The 13579-nt window shown below is 45.9% G+C and carries 10 protein-coding genes; all 10 read right to left on the bottom strand.

Annotation, left to right across the window (positions count from 1 at the left end; all coding sequences use genetic code 11):
- Positions 1-27: 27 nt before the first annotated feature.
- Entirely contained in the window at positions 28-591 is a 564-nt protein-coding gene (locus FEF09_RS03845; RefSeq protein ID WP_146303883.1) for a heme-copper oxidase subunit III, read from the bottom strand.
- A gap of 24 nt (positions 592-615) precedes the next feature.
- Positions 616-1494 (bottom strand): heme o synthase, encoded by an 879-nt coding sequence (gene cyoE, locus FEF09_RS03840; protein WP_261387318.1) that lies wholly within the window; start codon positions 1492-1494, stop codon positions 616-618.
- A gap of 80 nt (positions 1495-1574) precedes the next feature.
- Positions 1575-3410: a cbb3-type cytochrome c oxidase subunit I gene (locus FEF09_RS03835; protein ID WP_222596917.1), complete on the bottom strand. Its 1836-nt coding sequence runs from the start codon at positions 3408-3410 to the stop codon at positions 1575-1577.
- 112 nt (positions 3411-3522) lie between these two features.
- Positions 3523-4575: a cytochrome c oxidase subunit II gene (locus FEF09_RS03830; RefSeq protein ID WP_146303881.1), complete on the bottom strand. Its 1053-nt coding sequence runs from the start codon at positions 4573-4575 to the stop codon at positions 3523-3525.
- Between the two features lie 91 nt (positions 4576-4666).
- Complete coding sequence (locus FEF09_RS03825) at positions 4667-5875, bottom strand: quinol:cytochrome C oxidoreductase (RefSeq protein WP_146303880.1); 1209 nt, start codon at positions 5873-5875, stop codon at positions 4667-4669.
- Positions 5876-5914: 39 nt separating this feature from the next.
- Positions 5915-6559 (bottom strand): c-type cytochrome, encoded by a 645-nt coding sequence (locus tag FEF09_RS03820; RefSeq protein WP_146303879.1) that lies wholly within the window; start codon positions 6557-6559, stop codon positions 5915-5917.
- 77 nt (positions 6560-6636) lie between these two features.
- Positions 6637-7230 carry a DUF3341 domain-containing protein gene (locus FEF09_RS03815; RefSeq protein ID WP_146303878.1) on the bottom strand — a complete coding sequence of 198 codons (594 nt, stop codon included), beginning with the start codon at positions 7228-7230 and terminating at the stop codon, positions 6637-6639.
- 72 nt (positions 7231-7302) lie between these two features.
- Positions 7303-8787 (bottom strand): NrfD/PsrC family molybdoenzyme membrane anchor subunit, encoded by a 1485-nt coding sequence (nrfD, locus tag FEF09_RS03810; protein WP_146303877.1) that lies wholly within the window; start codon positions 8785-8787, stop codon positions 7303-7305.
- A gap of 119 nt (positions 8788-8906) precedes the next feature.
- On the bottom strand, positions 8907-11993 hold the full coding sequence (locus tag FEF09_RS03805) for a TAT-variant-translocated molybdopterin oxidoreductase (RefSeq protein ID WP_146303876.1): 3087 nt from the start codon (positions 11991-11993) through the stop codon (positions 8907-8909).
- A gap of 136 nt (positions 11994-12129) precedes the next feature.
- The gene (locus FEF09_RS03800; RefSeq protein WP_146303875.1) at positions 12130-13332 is read right to left on the bottom strand and encodes a c-type cytochrome; all 1203 of its coding nucleotides are present in this window, start codon (positions 13330-13332) and stop codon (positions 12130-12132) included.
- Between the last annotated feature and the right edge of the window lie 247 nt (positions 13333-13579).

The following is a 13579-nucleotide window of genomic DNA, read 5'->3' as shown; positions in this document are numbered from 1 at the left end:
TGTTTTGTAAATTAATTTTAAGAAAGTTTATCTGGCAATACTCAGAAATATCAACAGGTAAATCCATAACCCGTCCACAAAATGCCAATACGTAGCGGCAACTTCTATAGGAACGGAGCTGTATGAACGGACCCGGGTGCGAAATGCCTTGCCAAACATGATCAGCAGTGCAACAACACCACCCAGTACGTGTAACAGGTGTACACTCACTATAACGTAGATGAAAGATACAGAAGCAGGACCATTCAGTCTCAGACCACTATCATTCATTTGTTGGAAACCAACCCACTGGCACAAGGCAAAGGCAACACCCAATACTGCGGTCAGCGTGATCAGCTGTTTGTACCGCTGCATGTTCCTGTTACGGAACTGTTTCACTGCCATCTGGATAGTAGCACTGCTGGTCAGAATGATCGCAGTAGAGATCCAGAAGATCATCGGCAGATTGAAAGTGAACCAGTTGGCCTGGGCACGCTTCACAACATAAGCACTCGTAAACCCAATGAACATCATGGTAATGCTACCCATTGCTATCCAAAGAGAATATTTATGCGGATGTATTTTATTGCGTTGTAAGCTCATTGCGTCCATCACTCCTTGATTTCAAAAATTGAATTATCCGATCTTATCAAACAGTAGTGCAAACTGCATGATCATCAGATAAATATATGAACCAAACATCAGTTTGCGTGCTGCAGGCACATCTGCTTTTCTATACAGATTGATTGCTCTGTACAGGAAGAACAATGTAACCAGCAGTACAATGATCGCAGAAGCCGGGCCACTGATACGCAGGTAATATGGTAATAATCCTGCAGGGATCAGCAGCAAAGTGTACAACACTGCCTGTAATGCGATCAGTTTGTTAGGTTCTCCTCCGGCTGGTAACAGTTTGAATCCTGCTCTTGTGTAGTCTTTATGCCCGATCCAGGCGATAGCCCAGAAGTGGGGGAACTGCCACAGGAACTGAATTGCAAACAAAGCCCATCCGCCTTCACCAATTGCGTCAGCACCACCAGCCCATCCGATGAGCAGTGGTAACGCTCCAGGCACTGCACCCACCAGCACTGCCAGTGAGTTCCATTTCTTCCACGGTGTGTATACGAAACCGTATAACACCAGTGACAGCAGACTCAGACCTGCACACAACAGGTTAAAGCCCAGTGCAAGGATAACCAGACCGGATACCCCTGTAACGAAAGCTAAGATAATAGCTTCTGTTTCAGACATCCGGCCGGCCGGTAAAGGGCGTACGGCTGTACGCGCCATCAGTTTATCCGTTTCCTTTTCCAGTAATTGATTGATCGTGTTGGCTGCGCCAGACACCAGCAATCCACCGGCAAATAAAGTAAGAACTTTTATGAGATTGAACCCGATTCCCGGCACCAGCAGATATCCCACTACACTTGAAAACACTACCATGATGGTGAGATTAAACTTCATCAACTGAGAATAATCCCTCACCTTACTGGCTACTGCGTACGATGTCGACAATTTTATCGAGTTTTCTCTTATCATTTCTTCAGCCCATGCCCACAGGTGTGACCCCGTAGCTTGCCCAAAAATTCAAACTATTAATGATGTCCTTCTTTTTCTTCGTCTGGAGACAATGGTACAGTCTGAGGAACGAAATCTTTACCGTTCTTGCTGTAGTCATATGGCCAGCGATATACTTCAGGGATCTCACCAGGCCAGTTACCGTGACCAGGATTGATTGGAGTAGTCCACTCGAGTGTAGTAGAGTTCCATGGGTTAGTAGTAGTTACTTTTCTACCCTTGAAGATGCTATAGAAGAAGTTGAATACGAACAGCAGCTGAGCAGCGAATACTGCGATTACCACAATACTGATGAAGTGGTTCAGATCAGCGAACTGTTTGAACGATTCCCAGCTGGTGTAGTCGTAGTATCTTCTTGGCATACCTGCGATACCTTCATAGTGCATTGGCCAGAAGATCAGGTAAGCACCGATCAGCGTAGACCAGAAGTGAATGTAAGCAAGGGTATTGTTCAGATAACGACCAAACATTTTAGGGAACCAGTGGTATACACCGGCGAACGTACCGAAGAACGCAGATACACCCATTACGATGTGGAAGTGCGCAATTACGAAGTATGTATCGTGCAGGTGAATATCGATAGAAGAGTTACCTAACCAGATACCTGTCAGACCACCGGAGATGAATGTGCTCACGAAACCGATAGAGAACAGCATACCAGGCGTAAAGCGCAGATTACCTCTCCAGATGGTTGTGATCCAGTTGAACACCTTGATGGCTGATGGAACCGCAATCAGCAATGTTAACAGTACGAAGAATGCACCCAGGAACGGATTCAGTCCAGTAACGAACATGTGGTGCGCCCATACCAGGAACGCCAGGATAACGATAGCAAACATAGAACCCACCATCGCGAGGTAACCGAAGATCGGCTTGCGGGAGTTAACCGCCAGGATCTCAGAAACCATACCCATCGCAGGGAGGATGATGATATATACCTCAGGGTGACCGAGGAACCAGAACAAGTGTTGGTACAGGATAGCACTACCACCTTCGTTAGAGAGTGCTTTACCGGCAACGAACAGATCGCTCAGGTAAAAGCTGGTACCTGCGTGACGATCAAACAGCAGCAGGATGAAACCAGACAATAATACAGGGAAGGAAAGTACACCCAGTACGGCAGTGAAGAAGAAGCTCCAGATAGTCAGAGGCATCTTGGTCATAGTCATACCTTTAGTACGCATGTTCAGGATTGTAGAGATATAGTTCAGACCACCCAGCAGCTGTGAAACAACGAACAGCGCCATAGAGATCAACCATAAGTCCATACCTATTTTAGAACCGATTGAAGCGTCACCCAGTGCACTCAGCGGAGGATAAGAAGTCCAGCCACCAGATGCAGGACCTGTCTGAACAAACAGGGAAGCCATCATTACGACACTCGCAAGGAAGAACGCCCAGTAACTCATACAGTTCATCAGGGGAGAAGCCATATCGCGGGCACCTACCTGCAAAGGAATCAGCAGGTTAGAGAAGGTACCGCTCAAACCGGCTGTTAATACGAAGAATACCAGGATGGTACCGTGCATGGTTACCAGTGCATAATACGCTTCCGGGGTGATACGACCGCCTTTTGCCCAGTGACCCAGGATGCTTTCCAACCAAGGGAAAGTAGCATCAGGGAAACCCAGCTGCAAACGGAACAGTACAGAGAAGAAAGCACCTATGATCGCCCAGATAATACCGGTAATCAGAAACTGCTTGGCAATAGTTTTGTGGTCAAGGCTGAAAACATACTTCGAAATGAAGCCGCCTTCATGATGCTCATGATCATCGTGCCCGTGACCGTGGTCGTGCGCATGCGCTGCGCCATGAATTACCTCCTGACTGTGCAATGTTGCTTCGTTACTCATAATCGGTTCTATTTATATAAAACTGTCATCGGGGAGTACCGCTACCAGTTTATCTTATAATTTTTAAAATTCCTGCGTCAATTAATTTAATCTCTTCTGCAAGGCAAAATTACTATTTCGCCTCGTTAGCCGCCACTACTTTCTGTGTAGTATCAGTAGCAGCAGGTGTTGCCAGCGGAGCTGCCGGCGTTTCTGCCGGGTGAGCTACACCATACTGAGCCACCTGCTTAGCTGTCCATGCGTCGAACTCTTCCTGTGTTTCCACAACGATATTCGCTTTCATGGAGTAGTGACCGGAACCACACATCTGATCGCAGGAGATTTCATATACGAAATCAGGATTACCAGTTTTATCCTTCATTTCAGCTGTAGTATACTTAGGTGTAAACCACAGTGTAGTAGGGATACCTGGAACAGCATCCATTTTCAGACGGAAATGAGACAGACCTACGTCATGGATTACGTCGCGGGAACCGATGATCAGTTTTACCGGTTTACCAACTACCAGGTGCATTTCTGTTGCCATGAAATCATCCTTGTTCAGCTGATCATCCCAATCCTGACCTACAGGGTTGTTAGCGTCGTTGATATTCTTGAAGAATTTACGACCCAGCTGACCATCTTTACCTGGGTAACGGATCAGCCAGTTAAACTGTTTACCAGTGATCTCAACAACTGCAGCATCTTTTGGTGCATCGGAAGTGATACGGAACCAGTGTCTTAAACCGATAGCCACCAGGATAGTGAGTGCTATGGCAGGAATAACTGTCCATATTAACTCCAGTTTATTGTTATGAGGGAAATAAAAGGCTTGCTGACCTTCCTTCTCCTGATATTTAAATGAGAACCAGAACAACAGGATCTGTGTAATGATGAATACAATACCTGTAATCCACAACGTCCATTTGATCATGTTGTCAATACCCTCACCCTGTTCAGATGCGGCTTCAAAGAAAATCTTTCCTTTCAGGGCATCGTTACAGTAGTAAACACCTATCAGGCCCAGTAACAGGAAGATGATCAACAGGAAACCGTTCACGCGGTTGGATTGCTGACGCGCTTTCTTTTCTCCCTTCAATATGGACACATACTCGCTGGCCTTCGCAATCTGGAAGATGACTACGAATATGAGCACAACAACTAAGACTGCTAAATATCCTGACATTGCTATTTGAAATAATTAAGTTATCTAATGCTTTACGTTATTACCTATCACTTCCGATGATACATCGGAATCTCCGTTACTTGCTCGATGATCAGGTATGGTGTACAATACTTTCTTTCAGATAAGGATGATTCTTTGGAACCAGTGGAGCTTTTGTCAGCTGATGAATTACCACATAGATAATCACACCAACGAAACCAAGACCCAGACCGAATTCGTACCAAGGGAACACCAGGTGCTTGTAAGTACCAGGTCCTACCATCTGCCAGAAATCTAACCAGTGACCAACCAGAATTACTATAGAGATAAACACCATAGAAGAGTAGTTACGTTTTGTATCACGCTTCATCAGGTATAATAATGGAGTAATGAAGTTGATCAGCAGATTCAGGAAGAAGATTGGTCTCCACTCGCCCCACACACGTGGTTTGAAGTAGACGATCTCCTCAGGCATGTTTGCATACCAGATCAGCATATACTGAGAGAACCACAGGTATGTCCAGAAGATACTGAATGCAAAAGCAAATTTACCCAGGTCATGCAGGTGTTCTTCATTTACCATCGGCAGGTAACCATTACGTTTCAGGTGAACCAGGAACAGAATGATCAGTGCGATACCAGAAACCCAGCTGCTTGCGAATGTGTACCAGCTATACATGGTAGAATACCAGTGTGCATCGATACTCATCAACCAGAACCATGGGGTAGTAGAACCTACAGTCAGTGCATAAACCACGATGAATCCACCGCACCATACTGTATTTCTCCATACGATGCGACGACCGGTAGCTGCGGACAGATCCCAACCATCTTCTTCGATGGACATTTTACGCAGTTTTACTGCAAAGAAGCTCCATGCACCGATTGTAACAACCGAAAACGCAGTGAACATTCCTTTATTCAAAAAGGCTGATTTCCAGCTTAATATTTCGTCATGTTTAACATGCTCCGCGTTTAACCAGTGGTAGATATTCTCTTTACCGGTGAACGCAATTAACATGAGGATCACGAACAAGATCGCTCCCAGTACAGGTACTGCCATGGAAATTGCTTCCGGTACACGACGGAAACCAATCTGCCATCCACCATGTGCCAGGGTAGTAGCTCCGATAAAGAAGGCACTGGCTAATACTACCAACAAAAAGAATGAACTGTTCTGGAGGAGGCCAGCCCAGAAACGTGTAGAGCCATGCTCGCCATGAAATGCAAAAATTCCGATCAACAAAGTCAGCAAGCCAACACCCATTAACACGAAGCTGGTCCTTTTTAATCTTGCCGGTACTACAAATTGGTCCTTCATTACTGTATATTAAAATACTTGATTGAATGCTAGTTTATCTTAGTGTTTCGCTGATGAGTCAGTCGCCGCAGGAGCCGTTGCTGCAGGTGCAGCAGGAGCTGTCTGTGTTGCTTCATTAGCCACTGGTCCGGCGTTAGCGCCGCCGTTCTGTACGCTGCGGATGTAAGCCGCTACTTTCCAGCGCTGTTCTCTGTCGAGCTGGCTGGCGTAGCTACCCATCGCGTTATAACCGAAGGTCATTACGTGGAACAGGCGTCCTTCAGTGTAGCTGGCTTTCGCACCACTTGCCAGGTTGGCAGGAGCTGCTACGTATGGACCAGCACCACCATTGTACAACGGACCGTTACCGTCCAGTTTGGAACCATGGCAGATAGCACAGTAGATATTGAATAGACGTTTTCCTTCCTCCAGATCCGCTTTTGAAAGAATCAGCGGATTCTTTACTGCATTAGCCAAAGCGGTATCTGCCGCTTTCAGATGGTAAGGCAGCAGTTCTCCTCTTTTTACGGTTCCATCTACTGGCTTCAGTGTAGAAAGACGCTCACTGTAGAACTCGTATGCACGGGATTCAACCATGTCCGGCATATAATGCTTGCCGGGTTTCCTGTTGTCTTTTCCGCATGCCGATAACATAGCTCCACTTACCACAGCAGCCGCGATCAATATGTTGGAAGTCCTTTTCATCTGTTTATTATAATTCAAGCTTATGTTCTGTGTGCTCCTCCCGGGGAATAAGTCCTCCGGAAAGTTTTAAATTCTGTTTATGCGTTTACAGCCTCAACTTTTGTCTCAAACAGGCGGTCTTCGCGGTCAAAACGACCGAACCACCAACCTGATTCTACACGCTGTTCGTTCACATCCTCACCGCCTACACCTGCCAGGAACCTTTTCAGTTCTTCAGCGTTAGTTTTAGCAGTTACTTCAATCGCCATTACAAACTTATCGTCCGTCTGACGTGGATTGAAGATATGTTTCTTTACGAAAGGAGCCAGCTGACACAGGTAGCAGAATGTGAGCACCATACCTACTGCAGAGAACAATACCGTCAACTCGAAAGTGATAGGAATGAACGCTGGCAGCGGGAAGTGTGGCTTACCACCTATATTCATAGGCCAGTCAGAGTTAAATACCCAGCTCATGCAGGATAATGCCGTAGTAGTACCGGTGATACCGTATATGAAGCCGGCAGTGTGCAGGCTGGTTTCGCGCAGACCCATTGCATGGTCCAGACCATGCACCGGAAATGGTGTGTACACATCGTGTAACTTGTAACCCGCAGTTCTTACTTTTTTCACTGCCGGAAACAATACCGCCTCATCACTAAAACTTGCTACAACAAAATTTTTAACCGCCATATGTTTAAAAAATTCTTAGTCTAAAAAACGAAATCCGATTCTTTACTTATCCGGGGATGTCCCCGTCATAGATTAGTTATGATGAGCATGAGCTACTGCACCATGAGCATCATGATGATGATCATCATCGTGGTGTAAACCAGCTTCAAACTCTTCAGCAGATTGCTGCTCATACTGCTCCATGCCTTTCTTGAAGCTTTCGCCGGAAGTTTTCAGTACACTCTTGATCTCAGCAACAGCGATAACCGGGAAGTACTTGGCGAACAGGAAGAAACAGGTAAAGAACAGACCGAAAGTACCCATGTAGAAACCAACTTCTGGCCATGATGGACGATAGTAGCTCCAGCTGGATGGCAGGTAGTCACGATACAGGGAAGTACAGATGATTACGAAACGCTCGAACCACATACCGATGTTTACGATGATTGACATCACAAAGGTTACGGCTACGTTTCTTCTCATTTTGCTGAACCAGAATACCTGTGGAGTGATTACGTTACAGGTCATCATGATCCAGTAAGACCAACCCAGAGGACCCGCTGCACGGTATTTATAGAAAGTATCGAATTCATAAGGAACTGCTGCGTACCATGCCATGAATAACTCAGTCAGGTAAGCACAACCTACTACGGAACCGGTCAGTACGATCACCTTGTTCATAGCCTCCATGTGGCCCAGGGTGATGTAGTCTTCCAGACCTAATATTTTACGTACGATGATCAGCAGGGTCTGTACCATTGCGAATCCGGAGAAGATCGCACCCGCCACGAAGTATGGAGGGAAGATGGTAGTATGCCAACCAGGGATTACGGAAGTAGCAAAGTCAAAAGATACGATGGTGTGTACGGAAAGTACCAGTGGAGTAGACAGACCCGCCAGTACCAGTGACAGTGCCTCGTGACGCTGCCAGTGTTTGGTAGAACCTGTCCAGCCGAAAGAAGCAACACCATATAATAACTTACGCAGTTTGGTTTTAGCCCTGTCACGTACAGTTGCGAAGTCAGGGATCAGACCGGAATACCAGAACAGGAGAGATACTGTGAAGTAAGTAGAGATCGCGAACACGTCCCATAAGAGGGGAGAGTTAAAGTTCACCCACAGCGGACCACGTGTATTTGGATAAGGCAGTACAAAGAAAGCCATCCATACACGACCCATGTGGAAGATCGGGAACTGACCCGCACACATTACCGCGAAGATCGTCATCGCTTCAGCTGCACGGTTTACACCAGTACGCCAGCCTTGACGGAAGAGGAGGAGGATCGCGGAGATCAGTGTACCGGCGTGACCGATACCTACCCACCATACGAAGTTGGTAATGTCCCAACCCCAACCGATCGTTTTATTCAGGTTCCACACACCCGTACCGTAGTAAACTTCCCAGGTTACGGAGAAGGCACCAAATGCCAGCAGCATTAGGGAAATGAAAAAGCCAACATACCACAATTTACCAGGCTTGGCTTCAATCGGGCTGATGATATCTTCTGTTACCTGGTGGTAATCTTTCACCCCATCAACTAATGGTTCTCTTAGTGTGGATTCGTACTTTAAATGCATAATTCTTTAAGCTTTTACCCCTAACCTGCACCTGGATGCAGAATAAGGAGCTTTAATTGTTCTAAACTTAAAACTTTATCTCTCTGTTAATCTTTCAATCTAATCAGCTCAACCCCGGCTTACGCTTCGTGTTTTGCTGCTGCTTCATGATGAGCTTCTTCTTCATGATGTCCTTTCAACTTAGGCTCAGCATCTTTGTTTCTGATCTTAGCCAGGTAGTTGATAGAAGGTAATGTATGGGTTTGTTCCAGTACATAGTACATCCTTTCTGTCTGCTCTTCTGTACGCAGTTTAGCGATGCGGCTTTCTTTGTCGTTGATGTTACCGAATACGATCGCATCAGCAGCACATGCAACCTGACAAGCTGTTTTAGCTTCTCCATCCTTCATCGGACGACCAGCTTTCTTAGCAGTCAGTTTAGCATCCTGTAAACGCTGTACGCAGAAAGAACATTTTTCCATTACACCACGGCTACGAACCACTACATCAGGGTTCAGTACCATACGTGTCAGATCATCGTTCATACCTGCTACGTCATACAGGTTATTTTCAAAGCTGTCAGCACCATTCCAGTCTCTCCAGTTGAAGCGACGAACTTTATACGGACAGTTGTTAGCGCAATAACGGGTACCGATACAACGGTTGTAAGCCATCTGGTTGATACCTTCAGAGCTGTGGTTGGTAGCTGCTACCGGACAAACGTTCTCACATGGAGCGTTATCACAGTGCTGACACAGCATCGGCTGGAATACTACTTCAGGGTTGTTTTCATCACCTGCGAAGTAGCGGTCGATACGCAGCCAGTGCATTTCGTGTGCTTTCAGCACCTGTTCTTTACCAACTACAGATACGTTGTTTTCAGCCTGACATGCAATAGTACAAGCGCCGCAACCGAAACAGGTGTTCAGGTCGATAGACATACCCCATTTAATACCCTGATAGTGGTGAACATCCGGATAGAGGGTACCGTCTTTACGGAAATCAGGACCAAATTGCTCCAGTTCTCTGCGGTCTTCGTTTACCTCTTTAGGGTTCTTGATGAACTCTTCAAGGGTAGTTTCTTTTACGATAGGACGACCTTCATAGCTGTTATGCGTCTGGGTCACACCTACCTGAGCTACTGCACCGGTTTTTTCAACCACAGCATCAGCAGCGAAATAATCAAAAGTCTGGCCGTTGAAGCTTACTAATGGATAGGCATTTTTACCTACACCAGCAGCAGCTTTACCAGCGTTATTATTACGACCGTAACCAACTGCGATAGCCACAACTTCAGGGTGGATACCAGGCAGGATCAACAGCGGCAGTTCGATTTCCTTACCGTTTGCTTTGATCTTCAGTACAGTTCTGTCGTTGTTGATTTCGTAGTCATCACCCAGCTGCGTATTGAACGTTTTAGCGAGGGTGTTGGAGATTACAGCGTAGTTATCCCATGTAGCACGGGTGATCGGGTCAGGCATTTCCTGCAACCATGGGTTGTTCGCCTCTTTACCATTACCGATAGCCACTTTCTGATACAATACCAGTTCCAGCTTACCGCCTTTCTTGGCACTGTTGATCTTAGCAGCTGCACCAGCAACGTCGCCGGCGAAAGTAGCACCACCTAAAGCAGCTGGCTGAGCCGGCTCGATGATACCATCCTGAAGGATTTTATCCCATGCTTCCTGGCTACCCAGTTTAGTGATCCACTCATTTTTCAGGAAATCTTCCCATGATGTAGCGTTACCGCTCCATGCCAGCAGGCTAGATTCAAACGCACGTGTTTTGAACAGCGGTGCGATAGTTGGCTGTATAAAGCTGAAGTATCCGGTACGGCCTTCTGCATCTCCCCAGCTTTCCAGGAAGTGATGAGCAGGAGCAGCGTATTTGAATATTTCAGAAGTTTCGTCTTTACGATCGTTGAATGTAACGGTCAGTTTCGCCTGTTTAACACCGGAAACGAATTTCGCGGAGTCAAAGTAGTCGTAAGCCGGGTTAACACCATATACGAATAATGCGCCGATGCTACCTGCATTCAGATCGCTTACCAGCTGGGTCATTTCGCTGTCGATACCCTGACGGTAGCTAGCGGTAGAATTCCAGTCGATAGTAGTACCATTCGCGCCGATCTGGCTGTTGATAGCATTTACAATGATCTGTACGTTTACATCGTTGGAACCACTTACTACCAGTGCTTTGCCCTGATTTTCTTTCAGTGATTTCGCAGCTTTTTCGATACCTTCTGCCAGACGTTTGTCAGCGATAGCTGGTTTGCTTACCGCACCACCAACAGCGCTCAGCAACGCCAGTGCAACTGCACCGAGTTCAGAAGGCTTGTGAGTGAATCTTTCGTCAGCATTTGCACCGGTAACGCTCATCATACTCTCAAACTGGAAATGTTTGCTCATTTCCGGTTTCTTCTGATCAATCTTACGGTTAACACCATAACCCTTAGAATACTCTACAGGGTTGATCCATGTACCCAGGAAATCTGCATCCAGACTCACAATAGTCTTAGCATTTTCAAAGTGGTACACAGGAAGTGCTCTTTTTCCGTAAGAAGCTTCGTTAGCCAGCAGCATACCTGAGTAGGACACTGCATCATATGTTACATGACGGAAACCAGGATATTTCGCCTGGAAACCTGCAATAACTTTCTTAGTAGAAGGACTGATAATAGTAGAGGTCAGTAACACGATAGGAGCACCGCCCAGACCAGCCAGTGCAGCACCTACCTGTTTGTCCAGCTCTGCCCATGTTGTTTCCGCACCGTTGATGGTAGGGAAACGCAGACGAGCTGCATCGTACAGGCTCAGAACAGAACCCTGTACTCTTGCTGTGGAAGCAGTACCGGTTACAGATGACAGATCGTTACCATCAACTTTGATCGGACGGCCTTCACGGGTCTTAACAACTATAGGCAGATATTCTCCGTCTACAGCGTAAGTGGAAGCGTAATAGTTAGGTACACCGGGAGTGATTTCTTCCGGCTTATTTACGTATGGTATTGCTTTCTTAACAGGCGTTTCGCAACTAGCCGCAATTGTAGCAGCTGCGGTAGTGAACCCCAGGTATTTCAGGAAATCCCTGCGGGGTGTAGTAGCATTCAACAGGCTTTCACTCTCCTCAAAAGGCAGATCCTCTCTAAATTCGTTATTCACAATCTCCTGATGTTCCTTGGTATTGTGCAACTCCTCCAAGCCTTTCCAATACTTTTTTTGCTCCATGTTATTTATACTAACGAGTTACGGATATATGTTTTAGAACTTTGAAACCCCTCGTTGAAGTACAGCATGCCGGCATAACGATTTACATTCGCTAACAATCCCCTAAGCTTCCTTCACCCGATTTGCTTCCTCTATATTAATAGTGACATTTCTGACATTCAGTACCACCTACCATCTCAACGGTTACGCTGTCGATCTTGCCTTCTTTCACCTGCTGGTGGAACTGTTCAAAAATGCTGTAATATTTATTATCTGCGAACTGCACTTTAGTTGTACGGTGACAGTTTACGCACCAGCCCATTGACAGCTCAGCAAACTGATGAACTTCGTCCATCTCAGTGATCGCACCGTGACAGGTCTGACACTGTTGTTTACCAGCTACTACGTGTTGAGAGTGGTTGAAGTAAACGTGATCAGGCAGGTTATGGATTTTGGTCCACTGGATTGGTTTGCCAGGTTTAGTGTAAGCCTGTGCTTTCTTATCCCAACCAACATGATCGTATAATTTCTGGATTTCTGCAGTACCATTTACCTTCTTACCCTCTGCAGTGTACAGGTCAGCACCACCATATTCACTGATAGTCTTGTGACAGTTCATACAGATGTTCTCAGAAGGAATCATAGCATGCTTACTCTTCTCAGCACCCGCGTGACAATACAGACAGTTGATCTGGTTAACACCCGCGTGAACTTTGTGAGAGTAGAAGATCGGTTGCTCTGGCATGTAGTCTTTTTGACGACCCAGGCCGATCGCACCGTTAATTGTATAGTAACCACCTACGATGAACAGCAGCAGGATCACCAGAGCGATGTAAGCTTTGTTCTTGTAGAAAGGAACCGGATCCGGAGTAGGTACACCGTCCTTATCACCAGCAAGTTTGTTCAGGTTACTGTTGATCTGCATCAGGATCAGCGCTACGATAGCGAGGATCAGCGTAATGATACCGAACAGCAGGCTGTTGTTACCACCATCTGCCTCAGCAACTGGCTTATCACCAGGTTTACCACCAGGACCACCAACAACTTTGGTACTTTCATCAGCGATGTAAGCCAGGATGTCATCAATATCAGCATCTGTAAATGATGGGAAACCAGGCATTACCTGCTTATTAAAATCATTAAAGAGTTTAACAGCATAAGCATCACCTGAAGCCACTACAGAAGATGAATTATGAATCCATTGGTGCAATAATTTCTTATCGGACCAACGTTCTTCCACACCCTTCAGTGCAGGACCAGTAACTTGTTTGTGAACATTATGGCAGCTGGCGCAATTCTGCTGAAACAATGTTTTACCCTTGCCTGGATCTGCTGCCCTTACTGATAAGGACGCGATCATTGCAACGCATAGGACAAGAACACTCACAAAATGCTTGCGCATAAGAATGGAAACACGACGATACACAGCCTATTTAGTTTAGATTTGACCTTAAGTTTCTTTAAAAGTGCTCACAAAAATAAGACACAATGTTGACAATTTATCAACAATTATAAAAAATTCTTACTTGCTTCACTGATTCCTTTTCCCTATATATATTCTGCTAAAGCTCGTATTGATCAATGCTTTTCGCATGAGAAAAAACATG

This window comes from Chitinophaga pinensis (genome assembly GCF_007896845.1).
GTDB lineage: Bacteria > Bacteroidota > Bacteroidia > Chitinophagales > Chitinophagaceae > Chitinophaga > Chitinophaga pinensis_C.
Note: the sequence above shows the minus strand (reverse complement) of the source record. Positions and strands in the feature narration are given on the sequence as shown.